Origin of the sequence: Pseudochryseolinea flava (assembly GCF_003286915.1) — a bacterium.
Lineage (GTDB): Bacteria > Bacteroidota > Bacteroidia > Cytophagales > Cyclobacteriaceae > Ohtaekwangia > Ohtaekwangia flava.
The window spans coordinates 205,987-230,598 of record NZ_QMFY01000007.1 but is presented as its reverse complement, the minus strand read 5'-3'; the positions used below and the strand labels follow the sequence as shown (position 1 = coordinate 230,598).

Here is a 24,612-nt window from a genome sequence, read left to right as displayed (position 1 = left end):
AAAATCAACAATTACATACCGATGAATTTGAGCTGCGGAATTAGTTTCCATAATTCCATGCGAGAGTCTTTCATCGTTTTCAGCATGGCCATGCCTGCGTTTGTGATGGTGAAGATGCGTTTTCGCCTTCCACCGCGTGCATTGGTAGCGCCTCCCATTTTCGACTTAATGAGTCCTTTATCTTCTAAGCGGTAAAGTGTAACGTGAACAGCGCTGAGGTTACAATCGCGATCCATCCGTTCCTTTATTTCATTGACAATCGCGTTTCCGTAAGCGTCATCATTCAATATGCCGACTATTGTTAATACCAATTCTTCAAATTCGCCAAGGTATTCTTTGCTCATTTGTATAATGTTTGTAAAACAAATATATCGATTTGTATATATTTTGTATAACTAATGGAGTAAATATATTTTGCGGCGACCGGGAAACCGACTTGGTTTCAGCATATAGGAAGAATACCTATCTATTGTATTGGTCGAATTCTGTCGTGATCGATTCGATGATGTTGGCGATGGGTTGAATCGCATGAACGTGTTCTATCGCAGGGCCAGCACACCAAACGGTTTTGTACGTCGCACCAAAAGCGGCCTTTTCAACCGCTTTCATTCCACGAAAAGCAATCAACATTTTTGCATACTTCTTCAACGTCTTATTGTTGTTTAGGATCCATTCCAAAAAGTTTGCCTTGGTTCCGAGTTGCTGAACGTAGGGTGTGTTGATTACCGTTAGTGGTGATCCCGACAGTTTTGTGGTCATCACAATATCTTTTGCGCCATAGTCGATCATCGCCTGTTTGTATTCGGGTGTGATGTCTGCTTCTTCGCAGGCTATAAAAATCGTTCCTACGGAAGCCCCAGCCGCACCCCACGAAATAACTTCTTTTAGGTCCATGCCCGTGGCGATACCTCCAGCAGAGATGATTGGAATGTTGCAGTTCTGTTTTAACAACGTGACAAGTTCGTGAGGTGGCAATGGACCAGCGTGGCCCCCTGCTCTATTGTTGACAGCAATCACAGCATCGGCACCCAACGTTTCGACTTTTTGTGCATATTTTAAATCGACTACGTCACAAAATACTTTAATTCCAAGGGGTTTACATTTTTCGATTACCTCTTGTGGACTGCCAAGTGATGTTATAATAAAATCTACTTTTAGTTCGAGTAACGTATTTAGCTGTGATTTGTATTTCGGGTTTGATTTATTAACGATAAGGTTTACGCCAAATGGCTTGTCTGTTGAATTCTTGATTTCGATAATGGCGGCGCGGAGTTCGTCATCGGTTCTGTAATTTAATGCTGGAAATGCAGCGGTTACGCCACAACGCAGGGCCGACTTTATCATCTTGGTGTTAGAGATGAGAAACATTGGTGCAACAATAATAGGGTATTTAATTCCTAACAGTTTATCGAGGGTTACCATGCAGCGTGTACGGGATGAATAGGTGCTCGGCGTTGGGACCAGTATGTTCGCCGTTGTGTCAAGTTAGTAGGAATTTTGAGAAAGATAAAACGATGTTTTGTTAGCAATGGTTTAATCAAGCTACGACAGTTACTTTCCGGCTGTTCCTGTCTTCACTTGTCCTGCGCGTATGTAATGTGCTGCGATTACGCCGGTAGTTGTAACGATACTCTCGTGTAGTCTAAATGATGCAGGAATAGATCCGGAGGTGAACAGTTTCTTTCCGTGCCCAAGCGTGATAGGGTAAAGGATAAGCCAAAGTTGATCAACGAGATCATGTTCCAAGAGTGCCTGAATAAGTTCACTACTCCCCCACACTTGGATGTCAGCACCTTTGGCGTGACGAAGTTTTTTAATATCCCCTATCGTTTGTAGGAACATAGTGTTCTTCCAGGAAGATTTCTTTTTCGTTTTAGAAACTACAAATTTCGTTACATCATTGATACCAGGCCAGATATTCTCATGTTGCGGCCAATAGTTTTCCCAAATGTCAAAAGTTTTTCTTCCCAGAAGCACATCGGCCGGCGCCATAAGTTTCGAGAACAATTTGTTGCCTTCTCCGTCGCTGAACGGTGCGACCCAACCTCCGTGTTTAAAATCTCCAGACGTATCTTCTTCAGGGCTACCGGGTGATTGTATTATGCCGTCAAGGGAGATCATAGAGATGACAATTATTTTTCTCATGTTACAGTCATTTGAGGGTTGAGCACGCAAAATTAATTCATTCGATGAGTCGCCAATTTTGAAAAGTAGGTGGCGTTGTTTTTAAATCGGAGTCTATGAAATCGGTTGTTCATAGAATAACGATTTTGTCTAAGACAAATATCGATAACAATAACATGCCGAATCATGTGTGATTGCGACATTGATACGTGGCAATTGCGACACTCGAGTTATCGTGACTTTTTGCTTAACACTTACGGAGCGTGGCGTATTTTTTACTCCGCTTTTAGAATTTTAACAGGGTTTATAAACGTCGCTTTGATGGCCTGATAACTTACGGTAAGTAAAGCGATGGCCAGCGCCATACCACCTGCCAATGCGAACATCCACCAAGCAATGTCGATATGGTAAGCGTATTCTTCCAACCATCGATTCGCTCCCCACCATGCTATTGGAAAGGCAATACAGCAAGCAAAAAAAACGAGTTTCACAAAATCTTTAGAAAGTAAAGTAATTAGACCAAGCATTGTCGCGCCCAACACTTTCCGCATCCCGATTTCTTTTAATCGTTGTTCCGCTGCATAGGTTGCCAGACCAAATAATCCGAGACAGGCTATAATAATACTTGCTAATGCGACCCAGCCAAGAATGGTTTGACTGCGTTGATCTTCGGCATAGAACAAGGCTAGCTGTTGATCGAGAAAATGATATTCGAATGGTTCACGCTCATCGTTGGTGACCATAATGGCTTTCAACTTTTCGAGCGTCCCTTGAATGTCTTGTGCTGCAATCTTTACCGAATAATAGTCTATAAGTTGTATTGGATTATGTTGGTAAGCAATGATGAGCGGTTCGATGCGATTACGCAGCGATTGAAAATGAAAGTCCTTGACAATGCCGATGAGACGAGGTTTAAAGGAATCATTAACGTCATCAAAAATGGGTACGAAAAAAGAATTGCGTGCAATTTGTGGAATGTCGATGACCTGACCATTCGCGTCAGTAATGCCAAGCATCTTTGCTGCGGCCTCGTTGATAATGATGGCGGTGCTGTCACTATCGTTAGCGAAATTTCTACCTGCTAAAAGCGTAACGTTATAGGTTGATAGAAAGTCTCGGTCGGCACCAATCGCGTAACTAATTTGGTGAGGACTTGCTGTGCCTTCCGATTTTGCTTTCACGCGTCTCAATGTTTTCCATTCTCCTGGTACACGTGATGTAACGGATACGTGATGAACGGCTGATATTTTTAACATTTCATTTTTTACCCATTCAAAGTTTGTTCTTGCTCTCCCAACATTGACATCGATCACAACCATTAGGTCTTTGTCAAAGCCGAGATGGGTGTTGTTTAGATATTTAACCTGCATAAACAGCACGATTGTACCGGTGATCATGATCGTTGATATCGTGAATTGAACGACAACCAATGCCTTGCGCATCGAGAAATTTCCTGCTTCTCTAAATTTTAATCCTTTTAAAAGTGAAACAGGGTTGAAGCGCGATAGCAAGACTGCGGCATAACCGCCTGACAGTAATCCGATGACGATTATCAATCCTGCTGCAATCATCCAAAAGCCTATACCCGCTGACGTGATGAGTGAAAAATTCTTGTTTGTGAAATTGTTAAATGACGGTAAAAGAAGCGCGACAAGTATTACCGCGAATACAAAGGCAATTGCTGTGGTAAGCAACGATTCGACGAGGAATTGCCTGATAAGATTTCCGCGTACCGCGCCGATTGCTTTTCGTACACCGATCTCTTTAATTCTACTGGACGCGCGTGCTGTGGTTAGGTTGGTGTAATTTATGCCTGCGATGAGCAGAACGAATATTGCTGTAAAAAGAAAAACGGTTACATAAATCGGATTGCTTTGTGGAATGCTATCGACGTTACTGTTACGTGCTCCGTCGATAATGTCTGCCGAATGGAGATGCACGTCTTTCAATAGCTGTAACGTGTAGGCTAACTTGGTTCCGGGTTCTAATGTAGCATTCGCGTGTACGAGTTGCGTCATTTTGTTCGACACGGCAGTGGGGTCAGCAGCGGGTTTTAGGAGCGCATACACGGTGAAACTTGTCGATGCCCAATCTGTCTGAGCTTCGGTTTTAAATTCCTCGCTGCTGTATTGTGTCGATTCAGACATTATACTGCTGAAATTGAACGTGGAATTGTTTGCATGATTTTTTAAGACGCCTGTGATTTTCAGCGGCGTGTCCATGTGATTGAATTGCAAGTGTTTGTTTAAGACATCAACCGTACTGAAAATTCTCATCGCAAGATCTTCCGTGATAACAATGGTGTTCGGCTCTTTCAGTGCTGTAACGCGGTTTCCTTCTACAAACGGAAAGTCAAATATTTGAAAAAAATATTCATCGGCAATGGTAACGGTCTCCTGTATGTTTACCGGATGTTCTGGATCAACGAGGTTGGCCCGACCGACACGTTGCATGCGCGTAGTCTTCTCAACTTCAGGAAACACGCGTCGCGATTCTTCTGCAAGCATGAACCCGGCGGCAGCAACGGTAGTAGCGTCGTTGTTCGGGTTTTGTTCATGGGTGATGACGCGAAAAATTCGATCACGCTGCTGGTGTTGGTTATCGAAAGTGAGTTCATCATAAACATATAGTCCGATCAATAGAAAACAGACAATCCCAAATGTAAGTCCAATCACATTAAGGCTTGAATAGAGTTTGCTCTTCAGAATATTTCGCCAGCCCATCACGAAGTAGCTTTTAATCATACCATTGTTGTTTAAGTGTTGGGTGAAAGTTATTGAACGAATGATTCCAGGACGAAAGAGGAAAAGAACCTCTTTTAAGAACAGTAGATTTGCTTTCGTTCTTCCTAGCACAGCTAGTTTTTGTTGATAGAATTCTAATAAGTCGCCCTCTATGTCCGCATGGTATGCGGGCTTGCAGAATGATTTAAGAAGACGCAACAAGAAGCGCGGTGGTGTTGAAGGCGTCATATTTATTATTTTAGCTTCAACACAAGTTTGGGCAATGCTTTCCAAAGTTCGTCGCGCGACTCCTTCGTATAGTCAAGCGCTTTTTTTCCATAAGCAGTAATTTCAAAAAATAGCTTTGGTCTTCCCCGTCGAATTTCATTTGACTCGCCGAGTTTGGATGTCAGAAATCCTTTTGCTTCGAGACGTCGTAGCGTAATTTGAAGGGCGCCGATCGTTACTTCCCTGTCGAGACGTTGCTCGATTTCATCCTTGATCGTAACACCGTATGCATTTCCATGTAACACCCCTACCGTTAACAATACGACCTCTTCAAATTCACCAAGCTGGATTTTTTTCATTTATTACTATTATGTAGTAGTAATGTTAGTGATAAAAGTACGTAAATCCTATTTTGTAGTATTATTTTATGAGTTCTGTGTGGAAGCGCTGCGTTGGCACCTGATTAGTACATCGAAACAAAACCTCGACGCAATGAAAAAACAGATATTATTCATTCAAGGTGCCGGAACGGGCAGCTATCGAATGGACAAGAAATTAGCTGACAATCTTCAGCACTTGCTCGGTACGTCGTACGTCGTTCATTATCCAGAAATGCACAATGAAGAGGATGCTGACTATGAAACTTGGGCTCGTCAAATTGTAGATCTTTTGAAAGCGCAAGACGGTTCTATATTTCTTGTAGGTCATTCGGTAGGCGGGTCAGTGCTGATGAAATTTCTTACCGAAAAGGATTATAAAAAAAGCGTTGCGGGCGTGTTCATTATTGCTGCACCTTTTTGGGGCGGCGATAAAGGATGGAAATACGATGGGTATGAGACATTAGCCTTGCCTACAACTACCCTTAAGATCGCCGACGATGTACCGGTGTTTTTCTATCACAGCCGTGATGATGAAACTGTGCCATTTGAACATCTCGAACTTTATGGTAATAGTTTTTCGAATGCATCAATTCGTAAAATAGACTCCGGTGGTCATCAATTGAATAGTGATTTGTCTGTTGTTGCAAATGACTTGAAGAAACTGTAAGTGTTTAAATTGTATTAGCGTATTGCGCTATGAAATCGTTCGGCCAACGAAACAATGTCGTTGTGGCGCGCTAATACGTTCGTCCATTCTGAAGGGATTTGTTTTTCTCCATACAGTACACCGGCCATCGCGCCGGTCACACATCCTGTTGTGTCAGTATCGCCGCCGAGATTAACTGCTTTTAATACGGCTTCGGAAAATGAATTCGTGGTTAGTAGGCACCACAATGAGGCTTCCAGCGTATGCAACACATAGCCGGTAGATTGGATTTCACTCCCATCAACATCCTGGATATTTCCTGAAAGCACACGGTTAAACATTTTCAATTCTGAAAGCTCGAAGCCTTGTCGCGTAGCGAAATCGGTGACCTGTTCAACAACTTTTTGATAGGTCGATAACTTTTCATCATTCTTTGCCAGTGCGATAAGCATCTTGGAAAAAATGTAACAGCTGAAGATTGAGCGAAAATGACCATGAGTGATAGATGAGATTTCCTTCACGCGGTTGTATAGGGTTTCATCAGTTTCGGATGCGAAATACAACGCGGCAGGTGCGATGCGCATAAGGGACCCGTTGCCATTTGAATCAACTTCAACTTCACCAGCGGTAAGCGGATCTTCACCTTTTTTTATCCGCATCAAAGCGATTCGCGTGGTGATGCCAATGTCAAATACTTTATGGTGTGCGCCCCAATATCCCGTGGTAAGCCAATCTACCATTTTTAGACCAATGTCGATTGGGTGATAACCATTCACCATTGATTCGGCTAGGCAGAATGTCAAGGAGCTATCATCAGACCAGGTACCTGCGAGTTGTCGCCACGTTCCATTTTCGCGCATGCCTACAACCGGATTTTCTTGTAAGATTTTGCGGTCCTTAAACTCAACGGGAACACCGAGTGCGTCGCCAACAGCAAGCCCTAGGAAACATGATCTTATTTTTTCAGTGGTCATCACGCCGACAATATACTAAGGAATCACCGATCGATGTAAACGAAAAATTCTAACCCTTTCAATAATGACTTAAGATGTGATAAATTGCGTCACTAACATTTAGCCATTACCATGATGAATTCTCTGAATTTCCGCCGTTATGTTGTGCTTGCCGCGGCAGCCATATTATACCATTCAAATTTTGCGTATTGTCAGACAAAGCCGTTGTCTGAGCGTAGTGAAGAAACTGGTTTACTTTTGCGCGATCAAGTTACGCGGATGTTAATCCAAGAAAGTTCTGGCGACCGCGCGCATGACTATGTGAAGCAACTTGCGATGTGGGATCGCTCTGGCGAACATTATCGCGATGCTGCAAAATGGGTGGAAACGAAGGCAAAAGACTTTGGATTGCAACAAGTTAAAATTGAAATGTTTCCAACAGAGAACACGTGGATTGTAAAGCGTGGTGTTTTGCGCGCAACCTATCCTTATGCTTTCAATATTACTTCCTTCGATGATTTGCCTATGTCGGTTGCTATTAATAGCGGCAGCATTGATACAACGGCACAGCTAGTGGACGTTGGCGGTGGTAGTCGAGAAGAAGATTATACAAACAAGGATGTGAAGGGAAAGATCGTTCTCGCAACGGAAAATCCATCGGCAGTAGCCCGCATTGCGATCGATAAGAAAGGTGCGATCGGAGTTGTATCCTCTTATTCTGTTCCCTATTGGGATGCTACGAACAGGCTCCCGGGAGATTTTCCGGATCAGGTTGGCTGGACTGGAATTCGTGCTAACAATGCCAAAGCTTTTGCGTTCGCGATTTCTGATCGAAAGCGTGGTGAACTGAAATCGGTGATTGAACGAAAGGATAGCGTGCTCCTTCATGTGTCATTGGAAACAACGAAAGAACCCGACTCTCTTCGGGTAGTGACTGGAATTATTCCTGGTGAGCGCTTTCCCAATGAAGAAATAATAGTGACCGCACACCTTGACCACTATAAGCCTGGAGCTAACGATAACGCCTCTGGATCGGCTGTTGTTCTGGAAATGATTCGTACACTGAACTATTTGATAGAGACGAAGCAAATTGCAAGACCTTTGCGCACCATCCGATTTCTTTGGATACCTGAATTTAGTGGGTCTACGGCTTGGGTCAATCGTCATTTGCCAGACGCGAGCAAGAAGCGGATTTTGAATTTGAATTTGGATATGCTTGGTGCAAATCTTCAAGAAGTGAATTCTGAATTCAGCATCGATTACACGCCGGGCGCGAATGCCCATTTTGTTAATGCCCTGTCCGAATCAATTTTAGAGTTTATTAACAAGTACAATAATACGCGCTATCCAAAGCGTAAAGATTACCAGATCATATCGGTTAATGGAACACACAATCCTGCCAAGGCTACAATGAAAAAGAATAGTCGCGGATCGGATAGTCAAGTATTCAACGATTATGGTATTGCAGGTATTGGCTTCTTGACATGGCCCGATGATAATTATCACTCAAGCCAGGATAGACCTGAGTATGTTGATCCTACGCAATTGCATCGCGTTTGTTTTGGTGGGTTAGCGATGATTACAACAGTTGCCTATGCGGACGATTCCAATCTAAATGCGTTACTCGGCCTGACTTATATGTACGGACAAAGACGACTTGCTGATGATGAGAAAAATGCGATCACGCTAGCAAGTCGCGCGACAACAAATTCGCAGTCGGGCTATTTGAGCCGCGCAATCGTATCTGCAGGATTTAACCGTGAAAGGAAAGCGCTTGAAACCTGTCAGCAACTTACGCAAGGAAACGTTAGTGTTTTAATTAAGAAATATGTTGTCGCATTGGATCAAAAAGAGCAGTTGCTCTTGAAAACGCTGAAGACGTTGGCGCCGTTAGCAACTTCAAGCGACGAGCTCGAAGTCGGTGAGTTTAAAAAATATGCAACGAAAGTTCCGCAGCGTGTTAAAGGAAAAGAGTTAATGAACTACTATGAAGTGCGTGAAGGCATGATGAAAAACAACGCCGCGGCTATAACGGCATTGGAAAAGGAAGTTACCACCATGATGACAATACTCCGAGAGCGTGAAACAGATGAACTTCGTATTTACGATTTCTACAACGCGATGGCCTGTTATGCGGATGGTAAACGTAATCTCATCGAGATCAGAAATGCAATTTATGCTGAATACGAATCACTGTTTACATTGTCGTCGCTGGAAACGCTGTTCAAAAGTTTTGAAAATGGTGGCGGGATGATCTTTAGAAAAGATGTGGCGAAATAGGTAGGTTACCTCTCGTGTACGATTGTAAAAGTCGTTAAATGATATCGTGATTGTCCTCCATGTTGGGGTGGTTTTCCGCTTTCCTGTACTTGTTATTTTCGACTTCTAGACTCTTTCCTATCTTTATCGTCCCATTTAATTACACTTCTATGAAAAGCATTTTACACGTTGTTGTTGCCGTACTATTTTGTAGTTCGGCGGTACTTGCGCAACAAACTGAGATTCAGGTTTTGAGCGCCGTTGTCAAAGATCAGGCGATCGCTGGCGCACAAGTTATTTTCCAAAAGAATGGCGAAGCATCTGTAACAGCGACCACGGACGCACGCGGAAAAATTAAGATCACCTCTCCTTTCGGCGGTGTGGACGACGCGTCTGTAACATTGATCATTAAGAAAGAGGGTTACTCAACGCTCGTTACCAAAGGTCCGGTAAAGGGCCTTACTTATGCACTGAGTCCTACGATGAATACACTCGATGGTTTACGTGTCGTGTTGCATTGGAATCAAAATCCGCTCGACATCGACTCTCACCTCGCCTATCCAGGTAGTCACATTTATTTCGAACGTAAAACGGGGGCGCAAGCTAACCTCGATGTCGATGATACTGACGGCTATGGTCCAGAAACAATCACAGTTATAAAAAAGGCTGACGGCAAACGGTATGTTTATGCTGTACACAATTATACCGACATGGAACAAACGGGAAGTAGCGGTTTGTCTTCCGAGAGTGATGCGAAGGTCTTTGTTTACATTGGTAACACGCTTATCAAATCTTATCTCGTGCCCAAGAACAACGCTGCGGGAAATCTGTGGGTTGTATTTATGATTGATGAAGGTGGCGCGTTTGTGGATATTAATAAATTTAGTGATGCCGGTTCGCAAGAAGTTGTTGATGCAAGATTGCAACGCTATCTGTTACCTAGCGAGACCGTTGCGGGGAGCGTTACTCCACAAGCGAATATCACACAATCCATCGCAGCTAATAAAAAGGGAGAAGCGGCCTACCACGCCGGTAATCTTGAAGGATCAGTAGAGTACTACCAACTCGCTATTGAACTCGATCCGAATAATGGGCAAGCCTATAGTAACCTTGGACTTTCTTTTCAAAAACTGAATCGTGAAGCTGAGGCACTTTGGGCAAATAGAAAGGCTATTACATTGGCACATGGGCCCGCAATGAAGACTACGCAGGCAAGTTCTTATTACAACATTGCAAAAATTTATGAAAGCAAAGGGCAATGGGAAGATGCGCTTTCCAATTATACCCGAGCAAAGCAACTAAAAGTCAATCCGGTATACGATAACGCGATCAAGCGGATGAATACTAAATTAGGAAGATAATAATGAAGCTGCGGTTGTTTGTCGTTGAAGGAGTATGAAAATACAATTGTTCATTATACTTACACTTTTGATTGTGTCGTCTGCATTTGCAGGAGGCCCGAGAAAAGTAGCGAAAAGCAACCGCAGCCTCTGGCCGTACGCCATTAATTCTCCTTCGGAATTCGACTTTGCTTCGAAAATGGAAATGCTCGTTTTCGCGCGTGTGCTCGACGAGTATGAACATATCACGATAGAAGATAGCATTCGAAGTAAACTCGGGGTTCAAAAGATTGACGTCGAGTCTATGAAAGCATGGCGAGAGAATATGAAAAAGATTCTGCTGGCAAATTTTAGTGTGCTGCGGCAGACCACTCCTCATGACTTCATGAAGATGTCAGCGCCGCGCGGATGGGCCGACGTCATAGCCGCATCCATGAAGGTAAAGGAAAATATTCCGACGAATCTCAGGCCGTGGTTTGCAAATGCCTGTGATTTTTATGATGGTTATATTTACGAACAGCTTCGACTTGCCGCCCTTTTTCCAAGGATAACGAGCGAAATCTTAACGCTTAGCAATACAGAAATCATTGGTTCTGAATACAGCGACAAACAATTTCTTCTTACGTTTGATGATGGACCAACTGTTGTGGGGGGTAACACAGACAAATTATTGGCAACGTTAGGTCAGCACGGCGTGAATGGTCTGTTCTTCGTGCTCGGTGATATGCTTGCAGCACGAGTCAAAAAAACATCGATAGAAAAGACACGTGCGTTTTTTGGTGCCATGGCGCTTGGTTCTCATGGCAAAGTTCATCAACCACATCCACGTTATGAACAATGGGAACAATCATTGGCGTTCACGGATCAATTGCTTGATTCGGTTATCGGAAATAACAGCCTTCAAAAATATTTTCGTCCCCCGTACGGACAACGTAACGATAAAATGGTTGCCTTTTTGAAAACACGGCAAACCCAGGTGATGCTTTGGAATATTGATTCACAGGATTGGAATGCAACCATTACGGCGAAGGAAGTTGCTGATCGTGTGACGACGTTGATGCTCCTATGGCGACGAGGTATTATTCTTTTTCATGATATTCACCCGAAGGCGAACGCAGCACTACCCACGATTTGGAACGGTTTCAAAGACGCTGGAATTCATTGGATCGATGCCAAGAAGATTTGATACCGTCCGTATTTGCAGCGCAGATCTCCTAATCCTTTTTAAGGATGTACCCAACACTGCGGATGTTTTCAATGCGCAATTTTGTATCGGACTTAAGGTACTTTCGCAATTTAGAAACAAACACATCCATACTACGCGCCACAAAGAAACCGTCATCCTCCCAGATTGATTTCAAAAAGACATCGCGCTCAATGAGTTTGCCTGTATGACGGAAGAATAATTGAAGTAGTTTACATTCTTTATGCGTCAGGCGTGTAACCGTACCGTTAGAATCCAGCATCAGGTTGTGGACATCAAGTGTTGAATTGCTAACCTTTAAAATTGAATTTTCAAGCGGCGCTACATCTTCGTCCGTTGTTCTTCTAAAGATTGCCTCCAGACGATACTTGAACTCTTCTACGCTAAACGGCTTGCATACATAATCATCGGCCCCAGTTTGAAATCCCTTGATTCGATCTTCGGTTTGACTTTTTGCGGTCAGAAAAACAATGGGAACTTGTTGGTTGTATTTTCTGATTTCGGTTGCCAACGTGAACCCATCTTTTTCAGGGAGCATTACATCTAAAATGCAGAGATCAAAACGGTTGTTGTGAAACGCTGTAAGCCCCTTCTCCCCACTCGGATAAAGGTTTACTTTCCAGCCATAGGCATCCAAAGCATCTTTGATCAAGAACCCAAGACTTTCATCGTCTTCTACCAACATGATTTCGCGTTGCTTCATAATCTGGGCAATACAATTCTCACGTCTGTTCCTCCATTCAGTTCACTCCAAAGCCCTACCTTTCCTTTATGTGAGCGGATGACCTGTTTAACAAAATTCAATCCTAATCCAAATCCTTTTACGTTGTGTACGTTGCCCGATGGAATTCTAAAAAACTTGTCGAACACTTTTTTTGTCATTGATGTCGGGATACCGATTCCTTGATCGATCACATGTATTTCAATTTCATTTCCTAAATCTTTCGTTCTAACGACGATCTTCGGATCTTGATTTGAATACTTTTCTGCATTGTCGATTAGGTTGGATATTGCCTGTGATAACAATTCGCGATCTCCCAATATTTTGGAATCGGTCGCATTGAATTCCAACTGAAGGTCGCCATTTCTTTGCTTGACCTTAAACTGAAATGTTTCTGCGCAATCGACGATGAGTGTGTGGAGATCAATCTGCTCTAATGATGGACGACGAAGCTGATCTACCGATGCGCCGAGAAGAACTTGATCAATTTTCTGACGCAGCTTTTCATTTTCTTTTTGAAGAATATCGATGTAGAGTTGGTGATCGGCATGGGCTTTCTTTTTCAGTATCTCGGCAGCAATACCAATGTTTGTTACCGGGGTTTTAAACTCATGCGTCATGTTATTGATGAAGTCGTTCTTTAATTCTGAGAATTTTCTTTCCCGCAGAAGAGACCAAATAGCGTAAGCAAAGAAACCGAGCATGAGTAGCAAGACTGCTGAGGAGAAAATCCAAATATCAAGTTCTGCAGCGAGATAGCTTTTCTTGCGCGGAAAATATACTGCAAAATTTTTAGCGTCGCCTATACCTGGTGTTTGGATTCCTGATTCCTGTCGAAACATTCGTGTTGCTTCGATGTAGGTTCCGTAAACAAGTGTGTCGTCCTCAGCTTTGTAGATGCCTAGCTCGTAGTCGACATCGAGACTTCGTAAAATGAATTCACGTCGCAGTAATTTTTCAATGGCTTCATTGTTGATCGCACAAGCTGTGGTTGCTAAAAAGAAATTAGATGAAAGCTTCTTAATTTCAGTGTCCTTCTCGGTCAACGAATCGGCGACTTTCTTTAAGGCAATTTGCACACTGTGGTCGAATTGTCTTTCCGCGACATCGAATGCGCGATTAAACCAATAGATTTGCACACCGAATAAGCTAATCAGTAGTAGCGTTCCTAACGCAATAACGTGCCTTAGATTTTGAGTCTTCATGTGCTCGAATTTTCGTTGTCAAAGTTAAACGATTATCAGAATCACCATACTTTAAATAGATATTTAACACTTCATTAACCCTTCTTTACACTCGTTAACATCAATTTCCCTCATGAGCAACGACCATTGCACTGAGGAATAGAAATTATGTTTTCATCGAAAAGCGTCAATTACTTCATCGTTTCAGCCTTGCTGACGACAACATCACTCGTGCTTATGGCTATAGATGCCGAGCCAAACGGTTTTGGCTTACTCACATTATGGGTGGCACCACCGATTCTATTAATAGGGTTAGCACTCCCGATTCCCGGAATTCTCGCTATCGATCGAAGCGTCCGCATTTGGCCGCGTCTCAGTTGGAAGAATCTTTTTGCCTTGGCTTCTTTTCTAATCGCCTTCGGTATTTACATCTATACACTCGAGCCTACCGCGAGTTTGTGGGACTGTTCCGAGTTTATCGCGTCTTCGTATAAACTTCAGGTGCCGCATACACCGGGTACACCGTTATCGTTACTGTTCGGAAGAATATTCTCAATGCTTGCGCCCGATGTAATCTACGTGGCATGGATGGTAAACGTCATGAGCGCTTTCTTTTCCGCGCTGTCAGTAGTGTTAGTGTTTTTTATAATTTACCATTTCGGAGAAAAAATATTTATTGGTAACGGTGCATGGCCTAAAATTATCCTGACCGGTGGTGCGTTTACCGGTAGTCTGTGTCTTGCGTTTTCTGATACATTTTGGTTTTCGGCTGTGGAAGCAGAAACTTATGGTGGTGCATGCTTTGTATTACTTCTTCTACTTTGGATGATCTTAAAAGGAGCGGAAGCAGAGGAGCCATTCCGTTCTCGTATGTTTATTTTAATCGCATATGTGAGTGGATTAGGATATTGCATTCACCCGATGTGTTTGCTCGTGCTACCGGCCTTGCCTTTTGCATGGTATGTGAAGACAACTAAAATCAAATCTATTGTCACCTCACTTCTCTTTGGAATGTTGGTCGTCTTTTTAATCAATCGCTTTGTTGCTATTGGAATTTTCGATCTAGCATTTGTGTTCGACCTTGTGGCTGTCAACACATTGCATCTGCCATTTTATTCAGGTGTTATCATCCTACTCGTGATGGCAATTGCCATAGTATACTTTTTGTTACGAAAATTTCCCAAGTATAAGCTGTACAGCTGGGCAATTGTCTTCCTCGTTCTCGGGTTTACGCCCTACGTAATGCTCTTTGTAAGATCGAATCAGAACCCTCCGATTGACGAGACTAATCCAGAGAATCTGTACCAAATAAAAGCGTATTTCAATCGAGATTCCTATGGATCTAGTCCCCTAGTGTTCGGTCCGTACTTTGACGCGCGCATAGACGACGTGACGCCGCGAGGCAAAGCGTACTATAAAGACGCCGCAGCTTATAAAATCGGGGGAACGAAAGTCGATTATCAATATGAAAGTTCACGAGTGACGATACTCCCCAGAATATATAGCCGTGACGATAATCATATTCTTGCCTACCGTGAGTGGCTTGGGCTCAGCGCAAATGAGAAGCCGGACTTCGGCGATAATCTCAAGTTTATGTTTACCTATCAGCTTGGCCACATGTACCTGCGTTACTTTATGTGGAATTTTGTGGGTAGAGAAAGTGATGTTCAAAATAGTGCTTGGTTAAAACCATGGGACCGCTTAAGCGAGGGAAGTTCCGAACGTTCGCGTAATCAATATTGGATGATTCCACTTCTAATCGGTGTCTTTGGTGCAATGTTGCAATATTGGAATGACAGAAGAAGCTTTATTGTGAATGGAATCTTTTTTCTTTTTACGGGAATTGTCCTGGCGTTCTATTTGAATTCCCCACCGATTGAACCACGTGAACGCGATTACATCTACGTGGGATCATACATCGCCTATTGTATCTGGATTGGCTTAGGTGTGATTGCCGTTTGTATGACGCTGCTACGTTACAAATTACAATTGCCCGCAATGATTTTTGCCCTAGCCTTACCGTTGTGGATATTCTATCAAAACTTTGATGACCACAACCGTGCAGGAAGGACTTTTCAAATTGATTATGCAAGGGCCGTGTTGAACAATTGCGCACCAAACGCCGTGCTTTTTACCGGTGGTGATAACGACACGTTTCCATTGTGGTATCTCCAAGAGGTAGAGGGATTCAGAACGGATGTGCGCGTTGTTGTTTTAAGTTACTTCAACACAGACTGGTATATCGATCAACTCCGCCGACCGTATTATAACTCGGCACCACTGAATTTTACCTTAACGCAAAAGGATTACCGTCAGTACGGTAAGAACGATGTACTTTATCTCGATGAACAAGTGAAACAAGGAATTGATGTTCATCAGTATTTAAAACTCATTAAAGAAGAGCACGTGGCGCTGCGTCGTCAGGCGAATGATGGTGATTACTATCACATACTCCCATCGCGTATTCTAAAATTGACATACAAGCAAGATCCAACGCAGACACTTTCTTTTGCGGTGCCGGGAAATTTTCTCGAGAAGAACGCGCTTACAATTCTTGATCTAATTGCCAGCAACGATTGGCAGCGGCCTTTCTATTTCAACTTCACCTCGATGAATACCTTGAGTATGGACATCAAGCCATATCTTGTACAAGAAGGCTTAATCTATCGACTTACACCACAACGGTCAACGGGTGACCTGGCTGTCAATACCGCTGTGAGTTATCAGAATCTAGTGGAGAAGGCCGATTTCACTAATCTTGCCGATCCTACCGTGAATTTTAACTATGAAGAATACTATTCGCGAATGATCGTTCCACTACGGCAATCGTTTAACGCACTTGCGGCTGCGTGTTTGAAAGAGGGAAATGAACCATTGGCCGAAAAGGTGTTGAATGCTTCCATCGAGAAATTACATTATCCTCACCTACCACCTTCTTTTACCGATCTACACACTGCACAAATGTTACTTGCTATTGGACAGGAAGAGAAAGCAAAATTGTTGTCGACTTCAACATTTGACTACTACTATAATCAAGTCTCGCAACAGATGAAACGAGATGAGCATCCCGACAATTTCGATTTATATGCGCTGCGACAGAGTACCGCATTGTTAACCAATCTTGGTGAATCAAGCTATGTGAGTAAGTTTAGCCTGCTGGGGTTATAGCATTCAATAATGGTTCAAGGGATGTTCTTCCATGGCATCCCTTCAATATGCCTTAAATCTTTTTCATTTTTTGTGTAACCATTTTTTGCATTGCGAGTATATTAACTACATTTAAGTCAAATATTTGAAATGTGAGTCGTCATCAGCTAGGAGAATTCGAAGAAATCGTCATGTTGACGGTGGGTATACTTTATAAGGAAGCGTATGGAGTTGCCATTATTGATGAGATGGAAAAACGTCTACAGCGGAATGTCAGCATCGGTGCGTTGCAAACTGTGTTAAGGAGGTTGGAGGATAAAGGCTACCTCTCGTCTGAATTTGGCGAAGCGACTAATGTGCGTGGCGGGAAACGGAAGCGCTATTTCAGTCTTACCTCGTTAGGATCACGTGTATTGCGCGAAACACAAGAGCAACGACTAGAATTGTATAAAGCAATCCCACGCGTGGCATTCCCAAAATCTTAGCCGATGAATACATCCCCACACGATATTAAACCACCAAGCATTTTTTTAAGATTTTTTCGATGGTTCTGCGATCCTGCGCTCGTAGAAGATATTGAAGGAGATCTTACGGAGATGTTCTACCGCGATGCCGAAAGTAAAAGTATCTCTGCCGCGCGGTTTAAGTTTTCGCTCAATATCATGCGCCTTTTCCGTCCAGGCATTATAAAGAAATTTGGACGACAACCCTTTACGCAAACTTCGCCTATGTTTAGGAATTATTTCATTACATCCATCCGATCGCTCATGCGAAGCAAAGGCTTTTCGGCGATCAACATTGTAGGTCTAGCCGTGGGTCTTGCTACCTTTAGCATGATATCGTTGTATGTTTATCACGAGCTCAGTTTCGATCGCTATCATTCGAAAGGAGATCGCATTTTTCGTATCGTTGAAAATCTACGAACGGAAAACGAGTTGCTCCTACAGTCTACGAGTTCTCCGCCGATGGGACCACGAATGCTCAAGGACTTTCCTGAAGTCGAAAATTACGTACGTTTTCAGAAATGGAATTTGTTAGCCCAGTATGACGACGTTACCGACTATGAGCCGGATAGCTACATCGCTGATAGCACTGTGTTTGACGTATTCGATTTTAAGCTAGTGAAAGGCGATAAAAGAACAGCACTTCGTGAACCGTACTCAATTGTACTCACGCAATCCATGGCGACGAAATATTTTGGCGATGAAGAACCGCTCGGAAAAATGCTCAAAATGGATTATGATCAGTTCAAGGTAACAGGGATCGTGGCGGACGTTCAGGAAAACTCTCATTTTACATTTTCAAACTTGATTTCATTTTCCACTTGGAGTAAGAATCAGAAAGAAAATGAACAGAATGCTTGGTTTTGGAATGGGTTCCATACCTATGTGTTATTGCGTGATGCAGACGCAGTTCACAACGTTCGGTCGAAGATGAAAGATTTCATAGCGCGTAACATTGAGAAGGGTGGCATGTATTATGAAGACCTCCCTTTACAAGAGCTTTCGAGTATCTACATGGCGCCACAACGTTCATGGGAAAATGGTATGCGTGGTAGTTTGAATAATGTTTATATTCTTTCAATCATTGCTGTATTCATTCTTTTGATTGCGTGTTTCAATTACATCAACTTGGCAACAGCACGTGCCTCGCGACGATTGAAAGAAGTTGGACTTCGGAAGTCGCTCGGTGCGCTACGAAGAATGTTGGTAGCGCAGTTTTTGGGTGAATCGATCATTGTCGCTTTTATCGCGGCAGTTCTCGCGGTTATGTTGACATGGGCTGCATTGCCAGCATTCAGAATATTAATTGAATCACCCTTAAATTTCTCCGTACTCCCGAATCCGTTGGTGATTACAGCTGTTGCAGTTGCCCTTGTGCTTTTGATTGGCGTTTTTGCTGGCGCCTACCCTGCATTAATTATTTCGGGATTTCAGCCATTGCAGATTTTTAAGCCATCAACGAAGGGTGTTTATAGTCATCAAAATTTTAGAAAGGTTCTGGTAGCAACACAGTTTGTAATTTCGATTATGCTGGTTGCCGGAACATTACTTATTTATGATCAGCTTGACTTAGTGAGAAATCAAGATCTCGGCTTTAATAAGAATGCGGTTTTGATTGTTCCCACAAATGGCGACACAGCAATTGTAAAACACCTGGATGCTGTAAAAAACGAATTGAAGAATGTGCGTGGGGTAAAATCTGTTTCTGGCTCATCGACCGTGCCAGGGCAATCGACGACGAACCTCTATACAGAAATAGAAATGATGGATGGGAAGCTGTCGCCAACGAACATTAACTTCAATTTCGTAGATCACGATTTTCTATCAACCTATGATATTGAACTCATCGCGGGACGTGATTTTCTTCGCGAAGCTAAAGCTGACGACACAACAGCATATTTAATTAACGAGACCGCTGTTAGAGATTTTGGCTGGACTCCGGAGCAAGCTATCGGTAAGCGCGTAAGTGGAAGATATCAGGGTGGAAAAATCATTGGCGTCGTAAAAGATTTTCATTACCGATCGCTGCACACGCGTGTTGAACCATTGCTGTTGGCATTGACAACGTATGTTGGGAAAATTGCCTTTCGCATTGACGACGCAGATCTAACAGGCACGGTAAATCGTGTGCAGGCGAAGTGGCAAGAACTCATCCCCTATTTGCCATTCAACTATTCGTTCTTGGATGTGGACTTTGATCGTCAATATAAAGCGGATCAACAACTCGGAAAAGTTGCTGGCGTATTCACTGGACTCGCCATTTTTATCGGATGTCTTGGACTGTTAGGTCTTACTTCTTTTGTGGTAGAGCGCCGTACGAAAGAGATCGGTATCCGTAAAGTACTCGGCGCGTCGGTGGTGAGCGTCGTAATGTTGATTACACGGGAGTTTATTTGGCTTATTGCAGTCGCTTTAATAGTCGCTACGCCTGTCACTTGGTATTTAATTCGCGAATGGGAACAGAACTTCACACTGCAGGCGCCCATTAATCCAGTGCAATTTGCTATCGCAGGTTTGGCGGTGTTTGTGTTCACGAGCGCAACGATTAGTTTCTTGTCGTTGAAAGCGGCTACATCGAATCCTACGAAAGCGTTGCGTACGGAATAACTACTGTATTAAGAAATGCTGAAGGGATTTGTAACAGGACTACAAATCCCTTTTTAGTTTAATCAATGACCAAAGGATGTGTTACCGTCTGGAGCCCGTCAAATGCATGTAGAATGTACAGTCCTGCGGAAAGGAGGTCAGTGCCCTCCAACGTTGTAATCAACTCGTGTTGTTGACCTGTTTCGATGGTCGCCTGATATCTGATTTTTCCGAAGAGGTCGTATAGCTTTATTGATATAAGTTGTTGTTTGTCGCTACGAATCAAAAGTGTTGGTTTGCTGCCGCGTGTGGGATTTGGATACGGCGTCACGAGAAGTTGATTCGGTTCGCCGTGCATTACAGCAATCGTTTCAGAATAACTAAATGCTCCATCAAAGTCAGTCTGCTTTATTCGATAATAATTTTGGCCAGCAAATGCACCATCGTCAAAGAATGTGTATTGCGTATTTACGCTTGTGTTTCCACCGCCGGCTATTGTACTAATTGCCGTAAAGGACGCAGCATCTTTTGAACGCTCCACGGTAATTGACGCGTTGTTCTTTTCTTGGCTAGTTACCCACTCGAGGAATACGCCGCCAGATTGAGACTTTCCTTTGAAATAAATCCATGTCAATGGTAGCGGATTTCCGCCGTTGTTTCCTCCGGACCACCAACTAAATTGCGTGATCCCTGGTACCGAAACTGTGCGTGGTGATGTGTTCGAGAAGGTTTGTCCGGCGATCGCATTTTGCCATGCCGAGGTTCCATCCCACCGCTGCATTTTTATGCCGTTCACACCAACATCTAAGATTGTCGCAGTTGGATCTTCGGTGTTTGGAAAACTAAATGTAACGGTAGCACTATACGCACCGGAAGCTTGTGTGCTAGACAAGTGCCAATAGCGATTAATAGCCTGCGCGGGTGTTGCTACGGTTGTTACGGCTTCCGATCCCGTTGGCCAATTTGCGGGGACAGATTGCTGCGCAAAGATCGAGTTCACACCGGCAGTGCCGATATTGCCCGATGCCAAGTTAATGGTCAATGGAATATAAACTTTCGATGCTGTTCCAAGTGGAAACACATAATTACTCCCCGTGTTGGTTCCAATCGCCCAACGTAACTCAGCAACGCCATTTTGGTTCTCTGAAATCACACAGCCCGGTGCAGTACGTGTAATGGCAGCGGTGTTTGGATTCGTGACTGTAACTTTTCTACCATTGAGTTGCAGCGCTCCACCGTTAATTTGTAAGACACCTGTGGCGTTCAGTGTTACGTCGACCAAGGGTTGCAATACCGTATTGTTACCTTCTATGATGAGTGAACTGAACGTCTCATTTCCATTTGTATTATTGATGGTTTGTGTTGTGCCACCGTTGAATTTAATAGTGCCACTGTTAGGGATTAATGTTCCGGAGTTCGTCCAATTTCCGGATAAAGTGATTGCGCGTTCAGCGGCAGAGCTTTCCAACGATAGTGTCGCGCCAGTTGCGATCGTTAAATTTCTGCACACTGCAGGAATACTTGCGCTGGAAGTCGTGATGACAGAGGGCTGGGTGGCGATGCAACTTTCCATCGGCTTAATGACTACATTATCCAACGTTGTTGGTGGCACGGTCATCGTTTGAAAACTTGTACCATTCCATTTGACCCAATTCGCTTCCTCTGTCCAATAGCTGTTTCCTGAAGAACCAATCCAAAAGTAGTCGCCACTTGTGACTCCGCTCGTGTTCGAAGGCTGTGTTACCGTGACCGTTGCTGACGTGGACAGTGTTGTGCTGCAAGTCGTGCTGGGTATTTTAATCGCTTTCACAATGAATGTTTGTGTCGATGTTACGCGCACTGACGGTAACGTAATGGTCCCGCCTGTACCCAACACAGATGAACCCATCGCGGTTGTTTCTGCGTTGTTCCATAATGTGTATATCGCATCGCTTTGAGAAAGTAGCACTTGAATCGACGCCTTCGTATTCAAGCAAATTGTACCCGTCAACACATTGACACCTAATGATCCCAATGGATTGGCACAGGAGACGGAGACAGATGATGAGGGCAAGCTCTCTGCTTTTCCACTTTCTGTCGCTGTAGCGGTTAACACACCACCTGGATACAAGTCCGTGAGCCCTACTCCTACGCTCCATATTCCTGCGGCAACGGTTCCTGTTCCAATGAGTACGCCGTCGATGTAAACATTGATCGCGGTTAAGGTTGGACTCGTGGATGTGCCTAGAACAAGGATTGCGCCTTCAATGTAAGACCCTGTTATAACAGGCGCTGTGGTTCTAGATTGCACCGTTACGGCATTGGAGTTGACGCTCACAGATTCTCCGAAGGCCGTCGCTGTTGCTCTGATCACATCTCCTCCAACTAACGCTGCAAGTCCCGTTACGCTCCAATTTCCATTTGCGTCTACGGTTGTTGTCGTGAGTGCGGATCCATTTTTACTAATGGATATCAGTGTACCAGCAGCCTCAACTGATGTTCCGGAAATCGTTGTTGCGCCCGTAACGATTGGTGATTTTACGATAGGCGCTGTTGATACTTCAACCACGGTGGCGGTAGTCGCAGAAGAAGTACATCTTCCGGGATGTACAGCATATACCGTCAATACTTGGCCAAGCGATAAAGAGAGTCCAGAAAATGTATACGTGCCACCACCGGCGGTTGTAGTTGATTGTAATATGTTATCGATGTAAAGCAATACTGTGTTTCCGGTTGTCGCGGTTCCCGTAATGGAAGTGGTTGTCCTAAGGACTGGACTTGTACTGATTGTCGGCGTTGTTGTCGGTGTTGCCACCGTGCCAATACAAACGCTTAATGTTTTTGGTGATTCACATTTCCCTGCTTCTTGCGCTGTTATCCAATACACGCCCGTTGCGATACAATTAGGACCACCACCTGAACAGTTCGTTCCGCCTGCGCAGTTGTATAAGAAGGCGTTGAGTGCATCAGTGGTGGTGGATGTGAGTAAAGTGGTTGGTGAATTCGGGCCGTAAATCCTGATCGTTGTTCCTGCAGGCGCGCCCGCCGGTCCTGATCCGACAATCCCTTTTGCAGATTGACACGAGATGGTGGGAACAGCGCTGCAGGTTGCTCCAACGGTGACAACGTTAGCGTCATAGCTTACAGATTTCGACGCGGCCTGTGCCGTTGCTTTTACGGATGCGCTAAGCGTAAGGGCCGGAATTCCAGTCAATGACCAGACACCACCTGATACGGTAGTAGTTCCCACAAGCGAACCATTGACGTATAGCCGTATCGTTGTGCCATTAGGCTCTGTTGACGTACCACTCACGGTAGTTGCGCCTACTGCGAGCGGACTATTTACCGTGGGTGTAGCAGAGCGTACCGGGGGTAGCCCGCTGTTGAATGTGTTGGGTGCTGCAGGCAGTGATGCATCAATTACCGATGTCCACGCATTTCCGTAGTTGCCGCCGTATCCGGCATCATTGACCCCGGCGATGTCACTCGGTCCTCCTGCCAAAACAGACTGCGTGCTAATCACTGTGTTGGCCGTAATTCGTACGGGGGTGCTCGCCGAGAAACTTGGGAAGTGTGTGGTGATGACCGATACTGGTATGTAGAAATCATAGAAGTAGTCCGCGTTACCACAATTGGTACTTAGCGCTACGGATTTTTGACAGAAATCATTGTACGATAGTGTCGTTCTCGTGGTAGCCGCCGTTGTACCATCGACATCATTTAGCCGAATGCCAATGTTGGTAACCAGTAGTATTTCAATTTCAAATCCAGGATTACCAACCACATAATTTGGATCTTTAAGTGTGCCACTAGCGCCGAAGAGCCCATCAGTATCAACCAATATGCTATATCCTTTTGAGTTTGATGCATAATTACCAAGGCGAAAACGAAACATCCAATTGTTTGCTGGTGAGAGATACGTGAAAGTTGAATGGTATTGACTTGGTGCATCAACGAGGTCGGTAAAGCCGCAGGATGGTCCAGTCGCGACGTCGCTGGTCGGTTCTCCATTGGGATGAACAATGGGGACGAATGGGATTTCACTTTCCAGTTCATCGTCTGTAACAAACCCCTCGTTATCTACAGAGACATAATTATCTCCGTTTGGATCGAGCACTGGTCTTCCTGCTACGGCAGCTTTCACGATCAGTCCTGGCGTTTGTGCAAGCATGGCGGTTGATGCTGAAAGCACTAATAGAAGCAGCGTAAAGAAGAGCGTTTTGCGAATGAATAACATGGCCTTAATATTAATAACGGATAACATTTGTGATCAATGACGATGTCGCGACTGCCAATTTTGATAGCGTTACCATAATGAGATGTTAACATCTCTTCAATGGCGTGCGATACTAATAATATGAAGTACTGATCAGAATCCGGAAGGAACCGGGACTACGATGACAAAGCTGCGCTGTAATTTATGCTTGATTAACGGAGCAGCGTGGCTTTCGTCAAACGTAAGTAACTTGTGCTAACATACCCATGTGTATACCATCATGAGTTAAATCAAAGTTAATATTTTGCCATCATCCTGCAAGAAGTATCCGAGTCGTTTTGACGCTGATAATCGCCGTTTCGAAGCGTTTATCGCTTAAAATAGAAAAAGGGAGCTGACTCCCTTTGCGATCGATATTT

16 protein-coding genes are annotated in these 24,612 nt (G+C 43.9%); 7 read left to right on the top strand and 9 right to left on the bottom strand.

The window, feature by feature from the left end:
• Positions 1-11: 11 nt before the first annotated feature.
• From DQQ10_RS15160 to DQQ10_RS15140, 5 genes are all read right to left on the bottom strand, one after another.
• Complete coding sequence (locus DQQ10_RS15160) at positions 12-344, bottom strand: PadR family transcriptional regulator (RefSeq protein ID WP_112747733.1); 333 nt, start codon at positions 342-344, stop codon at positions 12-14.
• Positions 345-462: 118 nt separating this feature from the next.
• Positions 463-1,422, bottom strand: coding sequence for an NAD(P)H-dependent flavin oxidoreductase (locus DQQ10_RS15155; RefSeq protein WP_112747732.1), 960 nt, complete (start codon positions 1,420-1,422; stop codon positions 463-465).
• Between the two features lie 129 nt (positions 1,423-1,551).
• Positions 1,552-2,145 carry a dihydrofolate reductase family protein gene (locus DQQ10_RS15150; RefSeq protein WP_112747731.1) on the bottom strand — a complete coding sequence of 198 codons (594 nt, stop codon included), beginning with the start codon at positions 2,143-2,145 and terminating at the stop codon, positions 1,552-1,554.
• Positions 2,146-2,399: 254 nt separating this feature from the next.
• Positions 2,400-5,096 (bottom strand): ABC transporter permease, encoded by a 2,697-nt coding sequence (locus DQQ10_RS15145; RefSeq protein ID WP_245970426.1) that lies wholly within the window; start codon positions 5,094-5,096, stop codon positions 2,400-2,402.
• Between the two features lie 5 nt (positions 5,097-5,101).
• Positions 5,102-5,434, bottom strand: coding sequence for a PadR family transcriptional regulator (locus DQQ10_RS15140; RefSeq protein WP_112747730.1), 333 nt, complete (start codon positions 5,432-5,434; stop codon positions 5,102-5,104).
• Positions 5,435-5,567: 133 nt separating this feature from the next.
• Between DQQ10_RS15140 and DQQ10_RS15135 the strand changes: the two genes are divergently transcribed.
• Positions 5,568-6,122, top strand: coding sequence for an alpha/beta fold hydrolase (locus DQQ10_RS15135; protein ID WP_165823949.1), 555 nt, complete (start codon positions 5,568-5,570; stop codon positions 6,120-6,122).
• A 14-nt stretch (positions 6,123-6,136) separates the two neighbouring features.
• Here the strand turns inward: DQQ10_RS15135 and DQQ10_RS15130 are convergent, their stop codons facing one another.
• Positions 6,137-7,075, bottom strand: a complete 939-nt coding sequence (locus DQQ10_RS15130; RefSeq protein WP_112747728.1) for an ADP-ribosylglycohydrolase family protein — start codon at positions 7,073-7,075, stop codon at positions 6,137-6,139.
• A 111-nt stretch (positions 7,076-7,186) separates the two neighbouring features.
• Here DQQ10_RS15130 and DQQ10_RS15125 point away from each other — a divergent pair, with 111 nt between their 5' ends.
• From DQQ10_RS15125 to DQQ10_RS15115, 3 genes are all read left to right on the top strand, one after another.
• On the top strand, positions 7,187-9,334 hold the full coding sequence (locus DQQ10_RS15125) for a DUF4910 domain-containing protein (protein WP_112747727.1): 2,148 nt from the start codon (positions 7,187-7,189) through the stop codon (positions 9,332-9,334).
• 149 nt (positions 9,335-9,483) lie between these two features.
• A complete protein-coding gene (locus DQQ10_RS15120; protein WP_112747726.1) occupies positions 9,484-10,674 on the top strand; it encodes a tetratricopeptide repeat protein in 1,191 nt (396 codons plus the stop codon).
• Positions 10,675-10,708: 34 nt separating this feature from the next.
• The gene (locus tag DQQ10_RS15115) at positions 10,709-11,839 is read left to right on the top strand and encodes a polysaccharide deacetylase family protein (protein WP_112747725.1); all 1,131 of its coding nucleotides are present in this window, start codon (positions 10,709-10,711) and stop codon (positions 11,837-11,839) included.
• A 28-nt stretch (positions 11,840-11,867) separates the two neighbouring features.
• Here the strand turns inward: DQQ10_RS15115 and DQQ10_RS15110 are convergent, their stop codons facing one another.
• Both DQQ10_RS15110 and DQQ10_RS15105 read right to left on the bottom strand, forming a co-directional pair.
• Positions 11,868-12,560, bottom strand: a complete 693-nt coding sequence (locus DQQ10_RS15110) for a response regulator transcription factor (protein WP_112747724.1) — start codon at positions 12,558-12,560, stop codon at positions 11,868-11,870.
• Positions 12,557-13,783: a sensor histidine kinase gene (locus DQQ10_RS15105; protein ID WP_112747723.1), complete on the bottom strand. Its 1,227-nt coding sequence runs from the start codon at positions 13,781-13,783 to the stop codon at positions 12,557-12,559. Before DQQ10_RS15105 ends, DQQ10_RS15110 begins: the two co-directional genes overlap by 4 nt.
• 147 nt (positions 13,784-13,930) lie before the next feature.
• Between DQQ10_RS15105 and DQQ10_RS15100 the strand changes: the two genes are divergently transcribed.
• From DQQ10_RS15100 to DQQ10_RS15090, 3 genes are all read left to right on the top strand, one after another.
• Positions 13,931-16,930 (top strand): glycosyltransferase family 117 protein, encoded by a 3,000-nt coding sequence (locus DQQ10_RS15100; RefSeq protein ID WP_112747722.1) that lies wholly within the window; start codon positions 13,931-13,933, stop codon positions 16,928-16,930.
• 131 nt (positions 16,931-17,061) lie between these two features.
• Positions 17,062-17,394, top strand: a complete 333-nt coding sequence (locus DQQ10_RS15095) for a PadR family transcriptional regulator (RefSeq protein WP_112747721.1) — start codon at positions 17,062-17,064, stop codon at positions 17,392-17,394.
• A 3-nt stretch (positions 17,395-17,397) separates the two neighbouring features.
• On the top strand, positions 17,398-20,019 hold the full coding sequence (locus DQQ10_RS15090) for an ABC transporter permease (protein WP_112747720.1): 2,622 nt from the start codon (positions 17,398-17,400) through the stop codon (positions 20,017-20,019).
• A 58-nt stretch (positions 20,020-20,077) separates the two neighbouring features.
• Here the strand turns inward: DQQ10_RS15090 and DQQ10_RS15085 are convergent, their stop codons facing one another.
• Positions 20,078-24,214: a T9SS type A sorting domain-containing protein gene (locus tag DQQ10_RS15085; protein ID WP_165823948.1), complete on the bottom strand. Its 4,137-nt coding sequence runs from the start codon at positions 24,212-24,214 to the stop codon at positions 20,078-20,080.
• Positions 24,215-24,612 lie beyond the last annotated feature (398 nt).